General features: G+C 37.2%; 18 protein-coding genes. 6 read left to right on the top strand and 12 right to left on the bottom strand.

Features of this window, described 5'->3' with window-relative positions; all coding sequences use genetic code 11:
- Positions 1 to 384 precede the first annotated feature (384 nt).
- Complete coding sequence (locus tag AC1RFD_RS06265; RefSeq protein ID WP_131520223.1) at positions 385 to 939, bottom strand: helix-turn-helix domain-containing protein; 555 nt, start codon at positions 937 to 939, stop codon at positions 385 to 387.
- 132 nt (positions 940 to 1,071) lie between these two features.
- Here AC1RFD_RS06265 and AC1RFD_RS06260 point away from each other — a divergent pair, with 132 nt between their 5' ends.
- Positions 1,072 to 2,280, top strand: a complete 1,209-nt coding sequence (locus AC1RFD_RS06260) for an MFS transporter (RefSeq protein ID WP_103118129.1) — start codon at positions 1,072 to 1,074, stop codon at positions 2,278 to 2,280.
- Positions 2,281 to 2,446: 166 nt separating this feature from the next.
- Positions 2,447 to 3,304 carry a PhzF family phenazine biosynthesis protein gene (locus AC1RFD_RS06255; protein ID WP_492474638.1) on the top strand — a complete coding sequence of 286 codons (858 nt, stop codon included), beginning with the start codon at positions 2,447 to 2,449 and terminating at the stop codon, positions 3,302 to 3,304.
- Positions 3,305 to 3,559: 255 nt separating this feature from the next.
- On the opposite strand, the gene argH is transcribed toward AC1RFD_RS06255, so the two are convergent.
- The 4 genes from argH to AC1RFD_RS06235 all read right to left on the bottom strand — a co-directional run bounded on the left by argH (position 3,560) and on the right by AC1RFD_RS06235 (position 9,137).
- Positions 3,560 to 4,882, bottom strand: coding sequence for an argininosuccinate lyase (gene argH / locus AC1RFD_RS06250; RefSeq protein ID WP_492474636.1), 1,323 nt, complete (start codon positions 4,880 to 4,882; stop codon positions 3,560 to 3,562).
- 29 nt (positions 4,883 to 4,911) lie between these two features.
- Positions 4,912 to 6,483: an APC family permease gene (locus AC1RFD_RS06245; protein WP_492474635.1), complete on the bottom strand. Its 1,572-nt coding sequence runs from the start codon at positions 6,481 to 6,483 to the stop codon at positions 4,912 to 4,914.
- 292 nt (positions 6,484 to 6,775) lie between these two features.
- Positions 6,776 to 8,071, bottom strand: a complete 1,296-nt coding sequence (locus AC1RFD_RS06240) for a helix-turn-helix domain-containing protein (RefSeq protein ID WP_048392800.1) — start codon at positions 8,069 to 8,071, stop codon at positions 6,776 to 6,778.
- A gap of 184 nt (positions 8,072 to 8,255) precedes the next feature.
- Positions 8,256 to 9,137: a GNAT family N-acetyltransferase gene (locus AC1RFD_RS06235; protein WP_492474634.1), complete on the bottom strand. Its 882-nt coding sequence runs from the start codon at positions 9,135 to 9,137 to the stop codon at positions 8,256 to 8,258.
- 418 nt (positions 9,138 to 9,555) lie between these two features.
- Here AC1RFD_RS06235 and AC1RFD_RS06230 point away from each other — a divergent pair, with 418 nt between their 5' ends.
- The 3 genes from AC1RFD_RS06230 to AC1RFD_RS06220 are packed head-to-tail and all read left to right on the top strand — an operon-like array spanning position 9,556 to position 13,325.
- Complete coding sequence (locus AC1RFD_RS06230; protein WP_054550138.1) at positions 9,556 to 11,076, top strand: spore germination protein; 1,521 nt, start codon at positions 9,556 to 9,558, stop codon at positions 11,074 to 11,076.
- Positions 11,077 to 11,092: 16 nt separating this feature from the next.
- Complete coding sequence (locus AC1RFD_RS06225) at positions 11,093 to 12,208, top strand: GerAB/ArcD/ProY family transporter (protein ID WP_115673591.1); 1,116 nt, start codon at positions 11,093 to 11,095, stop codon at positions 12,206 to 12,208.
- Positions 12,201 to 13,325 (top strand): Ger(x)C family spore germination protein, encoded by a 1,125-nt coding sequence (locus tag AC1RFD_RS06220; RefSeq protein WP_259950753.1) that lies wholly within the window; start codon positions 12,201 to 12,203, stop codon positions 13,323 to 13,325. Before AC1RFD_RS06225 ends, AC1RFD_RS06220 begins: the two co-directional genes overlap by 8 nt.
- Here the strand turns inward: AC1RFD_RS06220 and AC1RFD_RS06215 are convergent, their stop codons facing one another.
- The 6 genes from AC1RFD_RS06215 to AC1RFD_RS06190 all read right to left on the bottom strand — a co-directional run bounded on the left by AC1RFD_RS06215 (position 13,326) and on the right by AC1RFD_RS06190 (position 20,486).
- Positions 13,326 to 14,276, bottom strand: a complete 951-nt coding sequence (locus AC1RFD_RS06215; RefSeq protein ID WP_054550135.1) for a nucleoside hydrolase — start codon at positions 14,274 to 14,276, stop codon at positions 13,326 to 13,328.
- Between the two features lie 144 nt (positions 14,277 to 14,420).
- Complete coding sequence (locus tag AC1RFD_RS06210; protein WP_054550134.1) at positions 14,421 to 17,591, bottom strand: ATP-binding cassette domain-containing protein; 3,171 nt, start codon at positions 17,589 to 17,591, stop codon at positions 14,421 to 14,423.
- A 103-nt stretch (positions 17,592 to 17,694) separates the two neighbouring features.
- Complete coding sequence (locus AC1RFD_RS06205; protein ID WP_054550133.1) at positions 17,695 to 18,105, bottom strand: SRPBCC family protein; 411 nt, start codon at positions 18,103 to 18,105, stop codon at positions 17,695 to 17,697.
- Complete coding sequence (locus AC1RFD_RS06200; protein WP_009371344.1) at positions 18,102 to 18,428, bottom strand: ArsR/SmtB family transcription factor; 327 nt, start codon at positions 18,426 to 18,428, stop codon at positions 18,102 to 18,104. The genes AC1RFD_RS06205 and AC1RFD_RS06200 overlap by 4 nt, the downstream gene beginning before the upstream one ends.
- 280 nt (positions 18,429 to 18,708) lie before the next feature.
- Complete coding sequence (locus AC1RFD_RS06195; RefSeq protein WP_492474633.1) at positions 18,709 to 19,395, bottom strand: Dph6-related ATP pyrophosphatase; 687 nt, start codon at positions 19,393 to 19,395, stop codon at positions 18,709 to 18,711.
- A 14-nt stretch (positions 19,396 to 19,409) separates the two neighbouring features.
- Entirely contained in the window at positions 19,410 to 20,486 is a 1,077-nt protein-coding gene (locus tag AC1RFD_RS06190) for a hypothetical protein (RefSeq protein ID WP_492474631.1), read from the bottom strand.
- A 123-nt stretch (positions 20,487 to 20,609) separates the two neighbouring features.
- On the opposite strand from AC1RFD_RS06190, the gene AC1RFD_RS06185 reads away from it, so the two are divergent.
- Complete coding sequence (locus AC1RFD_RS06185; protein ID WP_492474630.1) at positions 20,610 to 21,071, top strand: NUDIX hydrolase; 462 nt, start codon at positions 20,610 to 20,612, stop codon at positions 21,069 to 21,071.
- Between the two features lie 60 nt (positions 21,072 to 21,131).
- On the opposite strand, the gene proS is transcribed toward AC1RFD_RS06185, so the two are convergent.
- Positions 21,132 to 22,568 (bottom strand): proline--tRNA ligase, encoded by a 1,437-nt coding sequence (gene proS / locus AC1RFD_RS06180; protein WP_492474629.1) that lies wholly within the window; start codon positions 22,566 to 22,568, stop codon positions 21,132 to 21,134.
- Positions 22,569 to 22,838: the final 270 nt, after the last annotated feature.

Below are 22,838 nucleotides of genomic sequence, written 5' to 3'. Positions count from 1 at the left end.
TAGAAAAAAATCGTCCTTACTTAACTTAGTAAGGACGATTTTTGTATGGAAACGCATGATATATAGTCAAAAGACAATGAGGGTAAACAATTCTTTGAAATTTTCACCATCAAAGTAAGAGTCCACACTTTCATTCATTGTGATATCAAGTAATCATTGTTGAGATTGATTGAATGGGATAAATATAGGATTGCCTTTATCAATGTTTATTTTTATAATGCCAATTTTATCGATTTCTTCTTTTAAATGATTGGCGTATAGCACATCCTTTACAAGCTTTTATTGATATTCATGAAAATAATAAACAATGATGAAATCGATAATCAGAATTATTTTTTTCCTCCCCAAAATAGGATCATCTTCTGCTTGATTATTGTAGAACAATCATGGGGTTGTATATGTTAATGACAGCATTAAATGTACTTTTTCATCCGAGTGATTGATATACGTGTGAAGTTCTTCACCCTTGAATTTAATGACATCCCATTGGTTTAGCTGATGGGTTTTCTCTCCGACCTTTAGCTCCAATTGCCCATTTAATACAAGCACAATTTCCTCGGAACCTGCTAGGTGACACTCGCTGTATTCACTATTCGGTTCAAGACGACCTCTAAACCACTCAGTCCCATTTGTTTTGAATAATGGATCGACAAACCAGTCGTTATTATGACCTGCGAATTGGTAGTCTGAGCCAAAACGATGAACCTCTATATTTTCTTCAAAAGATAGTAAAGCGACAAGCGGAATATTAAGCCCTCTACAAATTTTCCACAGAATATTGACAGTCGGATTCGTTTCCCCTCGTTCAATTTTCCCTAACGTCAATTTACTAACATTACTGACATTCGCCAGCTCCTCTAAACTCATCCTTTTGCTTTTTCTAATTTCCCGTAAATTTCCTCCAACTTGTCCAGATAAGTCGATATTTTCCTCCTGCATTCTGCGCACCCTCCCATTGACTTTGTATAAATAGTATATTATAGTATACAAGTCGATTAATTATAGTTTATTTTTTAATTTAAAAGTTAACTATAGTATATCAAATAATAACTAAAAGAGGTGTTTTCAGTGATGGCGAAATCAAAAAACTTTCCGATTATTTGGAGCGTTTTTTCTTTGTTTATACTATCTATGAATTTACGAGCTTCGATCACATCTATCTCGCCGGTATTGAAAAATATTCAAATGGATTTGCAGATGACAAGTGTTGTTGTAAGTTTATTAACAGCACTTCCCGTATTTTGTATGGGGATTTTTGCACCATTGGCTGGCAAGCTAAGTGAACGATGGGGTATCGAATGGACGATTGGGCTATCCGTTTTATTAATTGGTGTATCAACAGCTTTACGGTTAGTGGCAACTTTTCCTTTATTTTTATTAGTAACAGCTATTCTTAGTGGGATAGGTATTGCTATTACAGGTCCACTGATTTCAGGCTATATCAAAAAGGAATTTCCTAAATATTCTTCTACGATGATCGGTGTATATTCTGCGGGTATGGGAATTGGAGCGTCATTAAGTGCTGGGTTAGTTGTGCCTGCTATGCATGCTTTTCATCAATCATGGAACGCAGCTTTAGCAATATGGTCGGTATTTGCTTTTATGGGTATTATTGTTTGGATTCCAATTATCAAAAAATCCAAGCATTCTCAAGAGTCATTAGAGAAATCTACAGGTCAAAAAAGTCGACTACCTTGGGGAAACCGATATGTTTGGCTCCTTATGGTCATGTTCGGTTTACAATCTGGCGTTTATTATTCCCTCGCGACATGGCTCGCTCCAAAAGTACAGGATATGGGATATAGTGACGCCTACGCCGCAACAACGGTCACTATTTTTTCTGTCATGCAAATGATTTGTAGCTTTATCATCCCCATCTTAATAAATAATAGTTTCAAGAGAAAGCCTTGGATGCTACTTTGCGCTTCAAGCTCCTTTATTGGCATTTTGATGTTAATTATGGGCGGCATCTCGCCAATTTTCTGTGCGACGTTGACAGGGATCGGTGCTGGTGGTTTATTCCCGTTAGCAATGATTTTACCTTTAGATGCTACGACTACACCAAAAGAGGCAAGTGAATGGACAGCGATGATTCAATTCGGTGGCTATATCATTAGCGGCATCATTCCAATGCTTGTTGGTGTCATCAAGGATATGACGAATACATTTGACGTTGCCCTTTTCACTTTATTATTTATCATCATCATTATCATGGGTCTGACGTTAAAGGTTAAAACAAAGACGGAATCAGCTACTATTCGCGTTCTTCCTAGTAGATGAAGTAAGGCGTCTTTAAACCGTTTTTCAGACAGTAGACAATCTACTTTTGGAGATTTAAGTTGCTAAAATAGTTTGTCTCTTGCTTTATAGCAGATTTATCCAACAACATTTTTACGTAGTTCTTTTTATGCTACAATTCACTATAAATGAGGAAGGAAGATGTTTTATGAAAATATCCGTTTATGTTGCAAGTGCATTTAGCAAGGATCATCAAGGCGGAAATAAAGCAGGAGTGGTATTGAATGAAAATACATTGACCACTACTCAAAAAATGGCCATAGCCAAACAACTAGGCTATGCGGAAACCGCATTTATATCAGCATCGGAAATGGCTGATTATAAATTTGAGTATTTTACACCTAAGGAAGAAGTAGATTTATGTGGACATGCCACAATTGGTGCTTTCACGATACTGATGCATTTAAATAAACTTTTCAAAGATCGCTATACGATTGAAACAAACAGCGGTGTTCTTACTATTACCATAAAAGATGACATCATTTTCATGGAACAAAACAAACCGATATTCTATGATATTATTGCTCCAAACGACTTTATCGATTGTTTTGACATTAAAGATATAGACAATAAATACCCAATACAAATTGTTTCCACTGGCTTAAAAGATATTTTAATTCCGATAACAAGCGAAACACAATTACATGCACTGCAACCTAATTTTGAAAAAATAAAAGAAATCAGCGAGTATTATCATGTTGTCGGGACGCATCTGTATACGTTTAATGACAATCGAATAATATGTAGAAATTTTGCTCCACTATACGATATTAATGAAGAAGCGGCAACTGGAACTTCAAATGGTGCACTAGCCTGCTACCTTTATGAACAGCACCACTTGCAAAAAGAAGTCTATGTATTTGAACAAGGTTATTCTTTACACTCTCCTTCCGAAATATTAGTGAAATTAGCAACCAATAGCAAGAATGAAATAGAAAAAGTTTATGTTGGTGGCAAAGGCTATTACTGTGAAACAAAATATTTAAATGTAGAAGATATGGTGTGAACAATTAATTTCTCAACCTCAGACTGTAGATTTTTTGAATTTTAATATTAAAAATAGAAAAATAGATAAAAAGACAAACACATTTTTGTAATTGAACAATGTGTTTGTCTTCAATTTCTGCTACCTTTTATGATCTTGTGGGACATAACCGATTCGTTTCCATTGCTTAAGTGGCACATCCTCAATGAATGCCTTGCCTTTTTTCCACCCTAGAAGCCCGTCATGCATTTCAACAAAGTCGTTTTCCCTGCTTCATTATAATAATAAACCTACTTTAATCCCCTTATTTAAAATATTTTGATAGTCAATATAGTCATAGATATCGTCATCGATGAACGAACTTAATTCTTTCAATTCATCCATTGTTAAATCTTCAATGGCTTTGTCATGATCTTCACAATAAATAACGATGGAACCCACGATGCTGTGTGCATCTCTGAACGCAACGCCTTTGCTCACTAAATAATCAGCGACCTCTGTTGCATTCAGAAAACCTCCTTTGACTGCTTTTTTCATGTTTTCACTGTTCACCTTCATCGTAGCAATCATTTTTGACATAATTTGTAGACAAGATAATACGGTGTCCAATGCATCGAAAAATGGCTCCTTATCTTCTTGCATATCTTTATTGTAAGCAAGTGGTAAGCCCTTCATTGTTGTTAAGAGTGAAGTCAGTGAACCATATACACGTCCTGTTTTGCCTCGTATCAGCTCAGCGGCATCAGGGTTTTTCTTCTGTGGCATAATACTGCTGCCAGTAGAATAGGCATCATCAATCGTAATAAATCTAAACTCTTGACTACTCCACAAAATGAGCTCTTCACTTAATCTACTTAAATGCATCATAATGATTGAAAAATCTGACATTAACTCTAATAAATAGTCGCGATCACTTACTCCATCTAAGAAATTATCTACAGGCTTAGAGAAGCCTAGCTCATTAGCTGTCATCTCACGGTTAATCGCATGAGTAGTTCCTGCTAATGCTCCACATCCAAGTGGGCTTTCGTTCATAATTTCTATCGCTTTCACAATTCTTTTTTTATCGCGGTTTAACATATGATAATAAGCCATCAAATGATGTTGAAACGTTACAACCTGCGCACGTTGAAGATGTGTGTATCCTGGCATCATAACGTTATTGTCTTTTGCTTTTTGTTCTAAGCTCTGTTGTAACGCTTCAATTGAGGCAATCACCTCAAACGCCTTGTTTTTTGCATAAAGTCTAATATCTGTTGCTACTTGGTCATTACGACTTCTCGCTGTATGAAGTTTTTTCCCTGTGTCACCGATCCGTTGAGTCAAATTCGACTCTACGAAACTATGAATATCTTCATAATTTCCTTCAACTTGTAATGTGCCATTATCAATATCCTCTAAAATGGAAAGAAGTGCATTCTCAATACCTTGTCCTTCCCTCTCAGTCAATAAATTGCATTGTACTAGCATATGGACATGGGCAATACTGCCTTTAATATCTTCTTTGTAAAGTCTTTGATCCACCTTTAATGAACTATTGAAATCTTCCATTAATTTGTTTTCTTCTTTTCTAAAGCGACCGCCCCAAAGCTTCATCATTCATTCTCCTTCAATCAATCTATTAAACGTTATGATATTTCAGAAATGCTTTCCTGTAATTCCTCAATATTTCCTCTTTTACGCATATACCAGACACCATTGTAAACAGCAAAATAGTAAAAGGCTAAGCCAAATATAGCGACAATTACGGACATATAAGGGTCAGGAATGATACCTTTCCCACCGAAATTCCCTAAGAAAGACATCAATACAAGCATTAAAATATAAATAATAATGTAGATACCACCAAAAAATTCAACTGATTGGTGTTTTTGAATAAAGAAAATTACTAAATAACAAACAATACCTATTATTAATCCAGTAATGGCTAGCTGTACCTTACTCCAATTTGTCCAATAAATAAGCAGTGTGGCAAAAACGAATGCCATTGGCGCAATGAATTGCATACCAGGTAGCCCATTATTTTTTGTCAGACCTACTCTACGGAAAACCATAACCGTTACACATGCTGAAGCATATTTAAAAATACCGATAGCTCCTACAATCGCAACGATAGCTGTCCAGCTTTTCAGTGGGAATAAAAATAATAATCCTACTAGGAAATTGAGTGCAAGTGCACGTGTTGGAACACCGAATATTTTATTAATTGTTCCAAAATAAGATGGTAGGAATCCACTTTTCGCCATACCAAATACATGTCTTGACGTACCAGCTGTATAAGTAAGAGCTGAACCTGTTGGCGAAACCATCGCATCAGCTGTAATAATCCAAGATAGCCAAACCATATTAGCCATCATTGCTAAATTAGCAAATGGTGAATCAAATTTAATGCCACTCCAACCATTCGCTAACATTTCTGTTGGAACTGCGCCGATAAATGTAATTTGAAGTAACACATATAATACTGCCGCAACACCTAATGATGTAATGAGGGCAAGTGGAATATTTCTTCTAGGGTTGACGACTTCCCCACTCATCATGATGACGTTGCCAAACCCAGTATAAGCAAAAAATATTCCGGTTGTTAAAATGGCACTTAAACCAGCGCTATAGCCATTTGGTGCAAATCCTTGGCTTGAAAAATTCTCTGGATGAAAGCCTGTCATAAAAAATGCAATGATTGTTAGTACAGGGACTATAAACTTAATTGTTGTAATGATATTGTTCGTGACTGCGAATAATTTCACCCCAAAATAATTGAAAACAACAAAGAATATCATTAAAACCATCGCTGCAAGAATACCTGATGTTGTCAGTTGTTCTTTTCCTACATCATATAACCCTGGCCAAAACTGATTGGCATATTGAATAACACCTGATGATTCTACGGGAGCTGTAGCACAATAGCCAAACCAGATTGAATAACTAGTAACGGTAGCAAGCATTTTTCCGTGAGAATAAAGCGGATATCTTGCTAGGCCTCCTGTTTCAGGTTTTACTCTACCTAATTCAGCATAAACAAGCGCTATGAGTGTGATAACAAACGCACCAATAATCCAAGAAAGTATGGCTGCCGGGCCTGCTAATTTAGCAGCTACCCATGGTCCAAAGAGCCAACTAGATCCTATTATTCCCCCTAGAGATAATGTTGTAAGTGACCAAAACCCCATTTTCTTTTTCAAATATTGTTCTTGACTCATGAATGTTCCCCTCTCTGAAAAGAGAATATTGGTATGACCCTTTTAATTTGGACGCTTCAATAAAATGACGTTTTGACAGAAAAAATTTACATATTTTACTCTGCAGTGCAATGTAGTGTAGGTGACTAATATAGATTGTGCTCCTTTCTAGATGATGAAACATTGCACACATTTTTCATGCACCATTAATTAAAGGTTATTAAAAGGTGTTTACCTTAAAATGATTTTATTTTAATCGTTTGAATTTTTCAACACTTTTTTTACAAAAAAAATAACCATCTCACTTAGATGGTTATTTCAAACGATAAATTTTACTTGGTCGTCCTCTGGATATTTGTGCGTCTTTCCCTGTGTATTCGACGAGATCAACCTCACATAAACTGGCTAAAATGCGTCTAGCATTACTTTCATCCCAATAGAGATGTGCTGCTAAATCTTTAATGGTGAATTCCTGCCAATTCATTTTTTTAATAAGTGTGTATAATTTACTGTAATTTTTTAAACTAATTTTTGCTTTTTTTAATTTCTCTAATAAAATGTCATCATTAATACGGTATGAAAAGCTCACTTCATCTTCTTCACCAGCCGATTCAGTAATCGTTCCATTTTCTTGGACAATCACAATTGGTTGCTCCGATTTCTCCTTGGAGAGCTGGATGGCTCGCTGCGCATTGATTTCCGCAGAGTGAACGGTTACCCCATAGCCAATTCCGACAGTGACTGTTGTATGGGATTCATGTGATAGCTGATAGATGGTATCCTGTAAATCCTTGATTTTACGTTCAATGGCTCCTCTCGAACTAAAAATGATATAGCGACCATTTCCTTTTTCTAACAAGGAGCCATCTAGTTGCTCACAAAATCGCAATAACGTTTCCTTCAATTTTAATTCTAAATACTGTAAATGATAGGAACTCTTCGCTTTTTCAGAGATTTTATCAAAATGTTCGATTTCGATAATTTGCACACCGATCTGTGTATCCTTAAAATAGAAGGCTCTGAGTTTTTCTTCCAGTATTCGTAATGTTTGGCGGATTTCCATATCTGTAGTGGAAATGTGATAAGCAGGGACACCTGCCTCTTTCAGCCCGCGATAAACAGCTTCAAAGCAAGTCAAAGCACCTGCTGTTTTTTGTTGATTCCATAAGTCGATATGAAAATCCATTAATTCTTTTGTACTGGTATTTACATCAAAGGTTTTCACATAGATTTCTTTAGGCGCAAAATCTAGCTGTTTGACGGCTTGCTCCAAGTGTGAAGTCGTGATTTCATCAATGCTTACCTTGTTCAAAAATTCTCCCTGATAAAAGCCCATATGCAATAGACATTTATAAATGCCGGATTCAGTATGTTGAATATAAACTAAGTTTTCACCTGATTGTAACGTATTTTTCGCAACCATATACGAAATTTGGCCAGAAAAAAACCATGCATCAACAGCGTGATGATTATCCTTTACGATATTTACGGTTTCATGAAAATCATGATAGGGAAATGCTACGAAATTCATAGTCATTTCGTATTCTTTGCCTAATTGAATGATGCGCTCTACAGATGAATTAGGGCCAATGACTCCAACTGTATACATTTTTTCCTCCTAGTAAAATTACTTTATATATACCATTCTATAGAGAATTGCCCAATATTTATAGTGTCAATTAAAAAAGTCTGTTTTGGTAAAGGAAAAGGGGACAGGAGTCGCTCATATTTTATTCAAAAACGCGCTCATTCTTTAATTCACAACGCTCCGATACAGCCTTCTGAAACCCAACCTAGCAATGGGATGTTAACGGAAACATAAAGTGCCCTTGTAAGAAGGGCTTTTTCGAGAGAATGAATAAGGCATCGTCATCATTTGTGGTGATGGTGGCTGTCATGCCTTCGATTGAAAAGTCAGGTGTAAAATAGAATACTACTTTTTTTGTTGTATCCTTAATAATGCTTGCTAATACAGTCTCTGCATTGGTTGCCTGTAAAGAGATGATATCATAAATATTTAATACCCCTTCCTCCTCCTCCATTAATACTATTGTGTCAAATTCTTCTAAATAGTAAATAGCATGAGGGAAAACTAACGTAAAATAAAACATTAATAAACTTTCATTTTCCTCAACAGCAATCATACTAGAATGGATATAACGATTTTTTGCATACTCTTCAAGAAGTGCTAGATTCTGCTCAATTGTCAGCTGTTGGACGCTGGTCTGCTTTGGCTGAATAGGTCTTGTGGTAAGATCTAAGCTGTATTCACTTTCATGGATTCGCGTAAAGCCAAACTTCGGATAAAAATCTAGTACTGTTTCATTGGCAAAGAGATACATGAAATCACAGGCATCTTCGTACTCTTTCATGAGATGCAGCATCAACTGCTTTGCCAAGCCTTGATGACGATAATGTTCATCCGTCATCACTGTACCAATCTGAATTCCCTTTAATCGCTCACCATTTACGCGAATCGACATCTTATAAATAGAAGCATTCGCGATTACTTTTCCTGCTTGTACAAATGAGTAAGGAATATATTGGTCATTCCAATAGCCTTTGTTATACCAGCCTCGAAAGTCCAAACCAAATGTTTTCATTGCTAAATCATTAAAACTTGCCTTTAAATTTTCATTGTGACGATAATCACTAACTAATTCATATTTTGCCACGTCTATTCCCTCCTATTTTATGTTTCAATCGCTAATTTTTGTGGGAATCATCACCTCCTAAAAACAGAAAAAGACCCTATGAGAACAAGCTCATAAAGTCCTTTGTTATACAAAATATAACTGTGGATTAGACATCATTATGCTTCTCTTTTATCGCAAAAGGGCATTACTAAATAGACCCTATAATTTTAAAAAAAATTATAGAATAACCCCTTTATTAAATTCATTGAATTTAATTTGCGATAATTAGTTTTAGCATAAAAAAGCTAATCTCCCTTCTGTTTTTAAGATTACTATTATATTACCGTTATTTGTTAGATATGTCTACATGATGAAAATAACTGAAATAAGTATAGAATGCCCCTTTAAAGCCTATTCTATAAACGAAGTTAGCAATGAAGGGAGCCTACCATTTACTATGAAATTTAAACTACCTTTCAACAAACAACAACAACAACCAGTTCAAGAGGCGCCTAAAGAAAATCTTGTGAGAGTTGCACATGCCACAGATCATTTTATTCAATCGATTAAAAATGCTACTAATAATCCGGCAGATTTAATCGTTAAATCTCTTCCACCAAACGTCACTCTTATTTACATCGATAATTTGATCGATGATCAGACTTTAAATAATGATATTATTGCTAATTTACAGAGGAAGCCTCACGATACACCCGAGGCAATTGAGATGGCCCTTTCTATTGCAGAAGTCAGTCAATCCAGTCTACTAAGGGAAACCGTAGAATTGATGGTCAATGGTCATGTTGTGATTCACATAGGTGGCTTCCCGCAGACTATTTTAGCCAATATCGCTAGCAGAGAGTCTAGAGCATTGTCAGCGCCTGAGAATGAATCGCAGGTAATTGGTACACAGGTTGGATTTAATGAGAGTCTATCTACCAATATTTCCTTGATTCGTCGCTACATAGTGAGTCCTAATCTTTGTAATGAAAAAATAAAAATTGGTACACGGACAAGTACCTCTGTTTCTCTTTTATATATGCGTGGCATTGCCAATGATCAAATGGTTCAAACAATGCGTCAACGAATCAAAGATCTTTATATCGATGAGCTTATCGATAGTGCCGTATTAGCTGAAATGATTGATGATAATTCACTATCTGTCTTTCCACAAATGCTATTGACAGAAAGACCTGACAGATTTTGTGATGGCATTTTAGATGGGAAAATTGGGGTTCTCGTAGATGGTAGTTCAATGGCTATCGTTTCCCCTCAAGGATTTACTGAGTTTTTTCAAAGTCAAGAAGATCAAAATTTAAGATGGCAAATTGCTACTTTTCTTCGTTTATTACGACTGGCTGCCTTCTTTTTATCTGTTTATTTAACACCATTTTATGTGGCAGCTCTTACCTTTCATTATGAAGTGATTCCACAAGCCTTTCTCGTACCATTAAGTGAATCAAGGGCTTTAGTTCCTTTCCCGCCCATATTTGAGGCTTTGCTGCTGGAATTTATTATTGAACTACTGAGAGAAGCAGGAGCCAGATTACCAACTAAAATTGGACAAACAATCGGTATCGTTGGTGGTATCGTTATTGGAACAGCAGCTGTACAGGCAGGGATTACCAGTAATATATTGCTGATTATCATTGCGTTAAGTGCTCTAGCCTCTTTTACGTCGCCAAGTTATATGATGGGCAATGTGATTCGTCTTATTCGCTTCCCTATTATTATACTTGCAGGATTTTGGGGTTTTTATGGTATCATGTTGGCTTTTTGTTTTATTCTGATTCATTTGTTACGTCAGTCAAGCTTGGGTGCTCCGTATATGTCTCCCTTCTATCCACCGAGGTTGAAGGAAATGCGGGATAGTATTATTAGAATGCCTGTCCCATTAACATCAAAAAGACCTGCTTTGACAAGACCAAAGGATGAACATAAATTTGTGCCAGAGCCAGTGAAACCTGATAAAAGTTGAACTGAAGGTGAAATAAATGGCAAAACCTATACAACTTAGCCCTAAAGATATGATTAATGCTTATTTGCTTTTTTTTGTGGTACACGGTGCTCAAATTGGGGTTGGTATACAGGGATTTCAACGCATTATCTATCAGGATGCTAGACAGGATGCATGGATTTCTGTTCTACTGGCTGGGATTGCCACACATCTTGTTACGTTTTGTATGATTAAAACGTTAGAAATTTACGGCTCTGATGATCTTTACGGAATTCAAATTGATATTTTTGGCAAATGGATTGGCAATTTTTTAAATGCAATTTATGTCATCTATTGCTCCGTAGCGTTCTTTTCTGTTTTACGAAATTATATTGAAGTTATACAAGCATGGATTTTTCCTAGCATCGAGACCTGGTTCCTATCCGCAACTTTATTAATTATTATTATTTATGCCTTTACGGGAGGGCTTCGTGTCATTGTAGGCGTGTCTTTTTTTAGTATCATTCTCTCCTTATGGATTTTCCCAATGCTAGTATTTCCGATGGAATACGCTACAGTAGATAGTCTTCTCCCTATTTTAGAAAATGATATTCGCTCCATTTTAAAAGGGGCACAATCAATGACCTTTACGATTATCGGCTTTGAAATTCTAAACGTGATTTACCCCTTTGTAAAAGACAAGAAAAAAATCAGAAAACCTGTCCATTTAGGACTATTAGTTACAACCATCATCTATTTAGCCGTGATGCTGGTGTCCATTGCTTATTATAGTGAGGGCAAGCTATTGAAAACGATATGGGCAACCTTGACATTATTTAGTTTTATTAGCTTCCCCTTTATGGAACGCTTTGAATTTGTAGCGGTTTGTTTTTGGATGCTAATCATTTTACCGAATCTATGTCTATACTTATGGGCTGCGTACCGCGGAGCAATTCGTTTATTCCCGATAAGTGAAAAGACATTTGTTTGGCTCTTTTCATTCATCGTTTTAATTGGAACATTATTGGTTCAAACACGGACACAGATTAATACAATTAACACGGTGTTTGGACAGATTGCATTTTACGTAATCTTTGTCTACCCTATTTTACTTTGGCCAATAGCACGACTAAAGAAGAACTTCGCATCAAAGAAGGTGAAAAAGAATGAATAAACTTAGAGTAAGATGGATGATTCTTCTATCCTTTGTTTTTTTATATGGATGTGCACAAACCAATATTTTGGATAAAGTTGGATTAACTACTTTAGTCGGCTATGATGTAGGAACAGAGGATAAAATAAAGACAACAGCTGTTATTCGTGAAGTAAACCCCGAATTTCAAAGCAATGTGGAAGTTCTGTCTACAGAAAACGATACGAGTAAAGGAAATCGGATGGAAGCCAATCGTAAGCTTTCGAAAAAAATCATGGTTGGTCAAATGAGAGTCATCCTATTTGGAGAGGAATTGGCAAAAAAAGACCTTCGCTATTATATTGATACAAACCTAGAAAATGCTAGTGTCAGCAATGGAATCTTTATGGCTATTGTGGAAGGTGAAACAGAAACATTACTGAAATACGAATATCAAAATATTGAGGATATTGGGCAGCATATTTTTAGGTTGATTGAACAAAATGTCAAGCAGGAATATATGATTTCCTCTACACTTCATCAAATTGCCCATGATTATTATTCATCTGGAAAAGAATTTGCCATGCCTATTATTAAAAGAGATGACGAGCTGGTGGAATTAAGTGGGATAGCACTTTTTAAAGGCAGCAAAATGGTCAGTACCCTTCCAGCAAAAGATAGCTTTTACGTAAAGATTGTCAGAGATACCTTTAAAGTAGGTTTATATGAAACCGTTCTGGAAAACGAAGATGTACCTTCCGAAATTCTTCAAAAGCCTGCCAATAAAATAACGGTAGCTTTTGATGCAATCCAGTCGAAACGAGAAATGATGTTAGTTGATGCGGATACGCCAACATTTGACCTGAACATCAAAATCAAATCGAGAGTATTAGAGGTGTACCCTGATATCAATCAAGGGGACCCAAAAAGTGTGGCGGCACTGGAAAAAGCAATCGAGAAAAAATTGTCAAAGGAAATACGTAGAGTGATTGCTCATAGTCAGGAAGTTGAGTCTGATATCTTTGGCTTTGGTGAGAAATATCGAAGCGAAGTAAGACATTCTAAGCTAACAAAGGATAAATGGCAAAAAATATATAAAGACATGAAGGTAAATGTCCATGTTGATTTTACAATTTTAAGAGATGGTGTTTTTGAATAACTAGTGAAATGGTTGCCCTGTCATAACCGATAAAAAGTTTTGGAAAAAATGTTCATAATGAATATCAAAGGCAATACGATGCTTTTTTTCGCCATTATTATTTTCATAAGGTCTTGTCTCGGCAATACTTTGCCCCCTTGCAGGTCCTTCTAACTTGTCGACAACGGTTACAGGATAGGACTCATAAATAAACATGTCAGGATAAATAACTGCCATTAGTGTTAACGCATCATGCACGGGACTTCCTAGAAGTGAGGGGTCCCGTTCTTTATAAAAACGTGTATAGTATTCCATTAAGGGCTTTAGAATTTTTGTTTTGCCAAAGGAGTCAATATAGTCCACCATCCCAGGTGTGACAATGGCCTTTTGTGTCGCATTTAAAGGGATGATTGTCACATTCGTTGCATAGGTAAGCACAATATTAACGGCAAAGGGATCACCATGGAAATTCGCTTCAGCCACTGTCGTTACATTACCTGGCACCCAAAATGCTCCACCCATAATATAAAATTCCTTGATATTTTTCATAAGCTCTTTATAAAGGATAAGCATCGTGGCTAGTGAGGTTAATCGCCCAATATTGACAATAATTAGCTCATCATGCTTATACCTTTCAATAATGTTGACGATTTCAAAAAAGTTCTCAATTTTTAATTCGTGATTATCATTTGGAATGATGGGTCCAAGTCCTCGTTTACCATGAATTTCTGGGTAATAGGTCGGCTGCTCTCCTGTTAAGGGTACTTCTGCTCCTAAAATCACAGGAATTCCTTGAGGGAAGTCGAACAATTTCATGACATAATAAATATTGGATACCGCATCCTCTCGCGATACATTGCCATAATCTGCAACGAGTCCCACAATTTCTATTTCTTGATTAAGCCGTGCATAGATCAATGCCACCGTATCATCAATGCCAATATCCCCGAATAACAGCACTTTTTTTACCAAACCATGTCCTCCCTTTTACTACCATTACTGTTATCTTTATAGTAATCAAAGATGACACGAATTATGAATTTTTGTGGAAAAATGAGTGAGTAATTCTAGTCCAACGAAAGAAACCCATATGCCGAAGCACATGGGTTTGATGATTTAGTGATTTGATTGGAGGAACTGATAGACTGCCATCATTTCCTGCTTATTCAATTCGCGTATACGATTAAAAATAGGAATATTGGCAACGGCTTCAAGATGGGAGCCCTCTGTAACAACATCGCTTACAGTACCAGTTAGCCATGTTTCCACATCAATGCCATCAACGATTTGCTGGCGTCCCTCCTCATTAATGCCACTTGCGCCACAGCTTACACAGGGCACGGTTAATTTATGGACTCCATCATGCAGTCCATCTTCAGAGAGCACCTTTTTCCCTTTACAGAATGGACAGGAATGACTGGCTTTGACTTTATTGATTTGGGTTACGATTTTCTTGTAGCCAAATGCTTCATATACATATGTTAGTTTTTTATATTTACCATTCGTAAAATATTGATCGATGATGGTTTCTCTTGTCTCCTGTATATTGGCAAAATCACAGATGGTCACTTGATTTTTATGGCTGATGCGCTCTAGATTATCTTTGATTTTGGCCCAAAAAGGAAAAGCGTTTTGTAGTACGATTTCATAGCCGACAAAGCTTGCTAGCTCTAATTCCAGCATTTTTAGGGATACCTGTGTTTCCCTTGGCAATAAGGAAACATCCTGTAGCAGTGACATGTCTCCGCCCACGATGGCTTTGATTTTTTCTAATTGTGGTAAGTTGCCTACAATGTTGATGACTTCATCAAGCGGCTGGCGAATTAAGTCACGAATATCTGTGTCCCCAAATCGTAATTTCTTTTGGTGGTTGAGCACAGTCCCATGACAAATTGGGCATGGTACCATTTCTCTTGTTTCCTTCATTTGCTCTTTAATAATGGATTTTGAAATCACGATATAACGACCAATGATAAAATTAAAGCCCTCCCACTTTTTCGAGGATTTTGTTGCCTTATCATAAAAGGACTTGTCCCAATAACCATATAAAAATGTATGCTTTTCTTCCTCAGTCATATCATGATAGCTTTTACTAATGTCCTGACCCAGCTCTATTTTAATCTGCTCAAAGAGAAATTCTAATTTAGAATGTTGATAGTATTTTAAAACCTCCATTATATCGGGATGTAGTAGGCCGTCCCAAAATGGCACGTTTTTGTCTTGTACCACAAGATCAAAATCGAATTTTTCAATTTCCAATCGACCAGAGCAGCTAGGGCAATGATTTTCTTGGCTATAAAAATCGAAGCTTCTCGTATCCTTATTTGTTGGATGAGCAGCCACAATATGATTGATTAGACCACCTATTTCATACAGGAAGCTATATTGGCTATATAAATGTCTTTCCAAATCAATGGCAACAACTGGGGCAATTTTGTTCGATTCATATTCACCGTAAATCAGACGAGCCATGGAAGATAAGCTTTTTAAGATGCCACCCTTATATATATTTTCCGCATTTTTGAAATAGCTAATATGGTTGTCTTCTAAGTATTGAATGCCCTGCCTTAATGCGAGTGTAGATGTGATTTGTAATGGAGTTGAACCCATTGAATGATTATCCTGATTAAAATAATCTTCATGGCTAACTACATTTAGATGTGTTACAGGCTCCTGCTGTCTTTTACCGAAGTCAACAACAAAATCAGAGCTTTCCAGCATATAGGCATTATGCTCAATCATGATGATGGAGATAGATTCATCCTCTAGGATGTCCCTGACACTATCGATGAATTGGTTTAAAATGTTCTGAGATAGCCCTTTAGAAGGCTCATCAAAAATAAATAATGTATGGGGATTACGAGCGTTGGCAAATAACTCTGAGACTAGATGCACACATTGGAATTCACCAGTCGATAGAGATTGCGTTTTTCTCTCAAGCGTTAAGTAGCCTAGTCCAAGCTTAATCAATAAGCTTAAGCGTTTATGTGCGATATCCTCATTAGGTAGTTCATCGATTATATCTTCAATCGAGCGTTGGAAAATATCATCAATGTCCTCACTATATTTTGTTAGTTTCTTTTTAATATCAAGGAATGTCGCGACAGTGGAACGACTCGTAATGGATTGGTTACGATCTTGCCCAACCATCACGAGTTTGTCCTTGGGATAGCGTTTGATAAAATCTTTAGCAATACACTCATTAACAAGCGTTGATTTCCCACAACCAGACTCTCCTGTAAAGGTAACAAGTCGATTTTGTGGAATGTCTATTGCATCCATTTGGATATTACGGCAATATAAATCTCCGAATTGATAATAGGATGTTGGTGCTGCTGGATTTCGTTCCCAATAGATAGGCTTTGGCCGTGGAGATTCTTCAACGATTTTTCCTCCGTATTTTCCACTACCTGGTCCAAAGAATAGATGCTCGTCTGCCGTGTCTAACACAGTATCAGAATGATCAATCAACCAAATTTGGTTTTTAGCGCCTAGCTGTTGTATTTGCTCTAAAATTTTTAGTAAGGTGTTATGGTCCAGACCCACAGAAATTTCATCAACAATAATCACGGTGTTTTCGCTTGTTGCCATGAATTCTGCTAAGTACAGCCTTGTTAATTCTCCACCTGATAAAGTCCCCATAATACGATTTAAGGTTAAGTAGCCAATATTCATTTGCATAATATTATGCAGAATATGCTGTTTTTCTTCACTGATATTTAATTCTTTTGATAAGGAATAGATGGCCTCTATACTTAAATGATGAATATCAGAAATACTATAGAGTTCATTCCATAAAGGGATTTTATACTGCTCCACATCTGGACTATAGCGCTTACCCAAACATTTTTTACATTCTACATTTTTTGTCGTGCCTCGCCCCTTACATGCAGGACACCAGCCTAACGCATTGTTAAAGGAAAACATCTCTGGCGATAGCTGAAACTCATCTGCCAGTCGATTACGAATTTCTTTAAAAACACCTGTATGTGTACCAATTGTGGAACGTGGATTGCTAGAGATTGAGGATTTTCCTAGAAAAAGTACAAGGGGCATGTCCTCCATTTTGATGGCACTGAAGTTCGTTTCCATAATGTTTGGAAACAAATATTGATATTCAGCCTTTGGCAATAAAGAAACAAGACGTTTTTTGGATTCTTCTCCAATCGTTTGACAAAATGTCGTCTTCCCTGAGCCAGACAAACCTGCTATGGCTAAAGATTGATCGTCGGATAAAACGACATCTAGACGGTTAATATTATTGGCAATTAGTTCATTAATTTTCATTTAGTTATCCTTCCATTTAAGAAAATTAAAAGATGAGACTGAACATGAAAGAACACAATTCTTGCTACGGAATTGCGCTCTTCTTGCTGTTATTTAATTTATACTACGCTAATACTTTTTCAAGCTGTGCACTCATATTTGTCCAAGCATATTTTGCTCCCTCGATTGCACCTTGACGTGCCTTTGTTTCTTCGCTGAAGCCACCTTGATCAAGATGAAGCTGAGTCATACCATCTGCTACCTGTGTTAATGTCCATGTAACTGTTGTTGTTTCGCCAGCACTTGTCCAAGTATAAGATAATTTGTGAGGCTCTTCCACTTCAAGTACCTCACAGTCTACAATACCGTCCCACCATTCATTTGGTTCAGCACGGAATTGGAATTTATGTCCTACGATTGGTTGGAAGTCATTGTTCCAGATCCATTTTGCTAGTGTATCTGAGTCTGTTAAAGCATGCCATACTTGTTCGATGGAACTTGTAAATTTAAAATCTAATGATACATCTGGTTTCATTTTTTTTCCTCCAATAATAGATGTAATTTCGCGATTCTTTCTTTCCAAAAACCTTCATAAAACGATACCCAATCTTGTATTTCTTTCAATGGAGCTGCATTCAATCGATATCTCGTCTCTCTACCTTCCTTGCGTGCAAGAACAAGGCCTGCATCTTTTAGAATGCCTAAATGTTTCGAGACAGCAGTACGCCCCATATCAAATTGAGCGGTTAATTCGTGAAGCGGTAACTCATCTACCTCTGCCAATAAACGGATCAACTTTCGTCTTGTTGGGTCAGCAATGGCTACATAAACGTCACGCTCTTGATGATTGTTATTCAAAACCACCACCCTTTCTAATAGGACACTGATTGGTGTCTTAATTATATGACACCAAATAGTGTCCAGTCAAATAATATTTTGGTCAAAGTGGTAGGAGTTCTATACCTACAAGGAAAACTAGCTAAAATACAAAAAAGTACAGAGGAGGAGCCTATGTACTTTCGGGTAATTATTCATTTGTTAACTTCAGTTGTTATGGAGACATGTAACAATATGCCTCAAAAGAAAAACCCTTATTGTCATGAATTGCGCATCCCAATAAAGGTTTTCTGATGTGGATTTATGCTAGCTCTAAGAGTAAAAAGGCGTAGTCTCCATCTCTTATAACGGAACCTTTACGCACCGCAATTGACTGCTTGAATAGAGGGCCATCAATGACGGTCGTATGGAATTCGCCGCCTTCTCCGCATGGGTCAATGCTACGGGCTTCAAGCTCCTTTACATATTCAGGGGTAAGCACTCGCCCTAAATCGTCCTCCGTCATGCCCAAGGATAGGTTGACCGTGACAATCATTGTAATAAATCCTAAGTGAATAAATTCATCGACAGCCTCACGATGGTTCATCTCCCACAATGGCATGCCTAGCTTTAAACCTACCTTTTTAGTGACTTTATCGTGCCAGCAGCCATGTGCAGGCATATCTAAGTCTCCTGTTACTAATACTTCAGCTCCCTGTTGCTTTGCATTTACTAATAAATCTACAAATACTTCTTCATAATCCGCCCAGCTTGCTGCAGCAGTATAGACTGGCAGCCCAATAGAGTCAGCTTGTGCCTGGATAAGCGCAGGTGGCATCCCGTGGGACCTTGAACGTTTCCCTTCTTCCTCTAGCATCACTATGAGCCCCATTGCTTGGCCCACCTGTGATGCTTTATATAAAGCTAAAACACTATCCTTGCCACCACTAAATGAAGCAATAAATGTGCGATTTTGTGCATTCTGTTTCCAGCCTGTTGTGTTGGTCATTTCCTTGTCTCCTTTTACTGTTCATCAAGATATATGCTTCTAGCATCCTCGTCAAAAAACTCTATAATCGTTGGATAATTATTAAGGTTAATATTGGCCTCTTTCAATATCTTTTGCATAAAGATGGTATCGACAAAAATTTTATTGATAATCATCCTACCTATTGATGGTAAGTCATGGAAATACGCTATTAACTGAATAAGGTCATCAAAGTGAAAAGTCAAAATATAAGTGACATAATTCTGTAATAGCATACTAAAGCAATGCTCACGATAAGGATTCGATTGATGATGATCGAATAGAAAGCTATGAAGCAATTGATAGAATGCCTTATTATTTTGATTAAACATATGTAAAAAATCATCTACATTATTAATTAGATGTAGGTACTCTATGCCATCTTCAAAAGGCATAACGAGTCTATTTGATTTTCCTTCGATGCTTCTCAAAAGTTCGATTGTCAGCTTCTTGCAAGCATTTATCTCATGTGGTGTTAATAATGCTCTGTCATGCTTATGCTGACAAATATAATCATGATAATGAGAAAAATATTGCTCCATATTGATATTCGTTTTAGCATGAATTAGTGTTCCTTCTTTGAACGAAAAAGCATAAAGTGTTTCCTCGTTCACTGGATGGCTATACAGATAGAAAAAGAATAAAAAGTCCTTTAACTGTTGTTTCTGCTCTTTGCTGAGTATCGTAACATGCTCTAATTGAGCAAGTTGAAAGAAGCAATAGTTTTTCATAAAATCATTCATTTTGTTATACGGGTTCCGTGGAATTATTCTAGTCGTTGCATTTATTGTGTAGAGCAAATAATAGCAAACTTGCTCATCATAAACATCTAGCTGCTTGAAGCAAGATGTAAGCATAGGCTGCCAGTCTGGCTTTTGAACATAATGTGGATTTTGTGGTTGAAATGCCTCTGCCCATTCCAAAAATGTCCCCTGTTCGTGATCAATAAAAAAGAGCTCTGCGCTAGTATCTTCTAATAAAACATATTCAAAGTCATTCATTTGAACAGCTGGTAAACCCCGATTAAACTTGATATTTAGGTAGTGATCAAATACTTCTTGTAATACTGTCATTCATATCCCCATTTCTTTAGGATTTTTCAGAAGCGAACGCCACTTCATTTTATCACAATCATGTTGAGAATTTGGCGATATATGTTATGGTTTAGATAGATTACAAGAAACGGAGGGGTCACTATGAGTGATTATGTAACCAAATTAAGACAGCTCGTTGGATCAATGCCTGTTATATTAGTAGGTTCGACCGTAATTGTGTTAAATGAGAAAAGAGAAGTTCTTCTTCAATTTCGTTCTGATATTAGCATGTGGGGGTTACCTGGAGGAGCCATGGAACCAGGAGAAACGCTGGAAGAAACAGCGAAGCGAGAATTATACGAAGAGACAGGATTACGAGCAAGTAAGCTTCAGTTTTTAACCATTTTATCGGGCCATCAGGACTATTTTAAATATCCAAATGGGGATGAAGTCTTTGGTGTAACAGCGGTCTTTTTAGCAGAACAGGTAGATGGTCAACTATCCGCGGTAGATGGTGAAAGCTTAGCGTTAAACTATTTTTCTTTAAATGCTTTACCTTCAAATCTTGTTAAGAAAGCACAGGATATTATTGTTCACCATCTTAACATGAAAAACCCGAACTAAATTATAAAACAACCTAGTGTGCTTCATAATTGTTCGGGCGTTCTGTTCATGCTTTGTTAATTAATAAGCTTGTGCAAACCAAACTGTATGTTTTGCTTCATTTCCACAGCCAATACATGTGGTTTTCGTTGTTGGTGGATTGAAAGGAATATTGCGAGATGTGTATTTCGTTTCTTCCTTTACTTTTTCCTCACATGCATCCTCGCCACACCAGCCAGCAAGCACCCAGCCTGGAATTGTGCCATTGTCTTTTGCTGTGTCAATGTGCTGTTGTAATTGTGGAAGTGTGTCAATTGTTGTGTGAGCATTTGCTTCACGGAATTGACGAGCTTTTTCTAATAAGCGCGTTTGCATGGTTGTTAATTCTTCTTCAATAGCTGTGATGATTGTAGCTAAATCAACAGTTCGTTTTTCTTCTTCATCACGCGCTTTCAGTAAAGCTTGCTTGTTTTCTAGGTCACGTGGCCCTAATTCAACACGCACAGGCACGCCCTTTAGCTCCCATTCATTGAACTTATAGCCTGGCGATTGGTCTGAATCATCCAAACATACTCGAATACCCTTCGCTTTTAAGGCTGCAAAAATCTCATCTAAATGCTCCATGATTTGAGGGTTCTTTTTCCATGGTCCTACTGGAATTAAAACGACTTGCGTTGGTGCGATGCGTGGAGGTAAAACAAGTCCCTGCTCATCACCATGCACCATAATAACTGAACCAATTAAGCGTGTAGATGTACCCCAAGATGTTGTGTGTACGTATTCGTGCTGGTTCGCTTTATTTAAATACTTGATATTAAAGGCTTCAGCAAATTTTGTTCCTAAATAATGCGATGTTCCTGCTTGCACAGCCTTGCCATTTTTCATCATTGCCTCAATAGAGTACGTATCGACAGCCCCTGCGAAACGTTCAGAAGGTGTTTTTTGTCCATCATAGACAGGAATTGCTAGCACCTGTTCTACTACTTCTTTATAAATGTCTAGCATTTGCATTGTTTCCTGCCGAGCATCTGCTTCATCCACGTGCGCTGTATGCCCTTCTTGCCATAAAAATTCTGATGTCCGGATAAAAGGCAGTGTTTTCTTTTCCCAACGGAAGACATTTGCCCATTGGTTGATTAGCACTGGTAGGTCACGGTAGCTTTTAATCCAATTAGAGTAAAGATGACCAATCATCGTCTCAGATGTTGGACGAAGGGCTAGCCGTTCTTCTAATTGTTCCCCTGCTGCCTCGGTTACCCAAGGAAGCTCAGGTGAGAAACCTTCGATATGATCCTTTTCCTTTTGAAAGAAGGATTCAGGGATAAGCATTGGGAAATAGGCATTACGATGTCCTGTCTCTTTAAAGCGACGATCCATTTCCTCCTGAATATGCTCCCAAATTTCATAGCCGTCTGGCTTAAAGGCGATACAGCCTCGAACAGGTGTATAATCCATTAAATCGGCTTTTTGGATGGTCTCGATATACCATTTCGAAAAATCTTCTAGTTGTTTTGACATGTGTTCTCCTCCAATTTTGTTAAATGAATACTTGTTCAACCCGTATAAAGATTTAGCTGAAGCAAGAAAAAAGCACAAAGCTGTCCTCTGAATAAGGACGTCTTTGTGCTGGAATGACGTGGTACCACCTTGATTTAGCTTTACGCAGATTATAAAGCCCTCTCACGTTTGGTAACGAAAACGACTCGGTTATGTTTGCATAACATCTCCGTGGTAGGTGTTCAGTCAAGAAGCGGTGATATAGCTCTCAGCAGGTGCTATATTTTCTGT

Source organism: Lysinibacillus sp. GW823-FHT02G10, from assembly GCF_058797135.1.
This window is presented reverse-complemented; position numbering and strand designations above follow the sequence as displayed.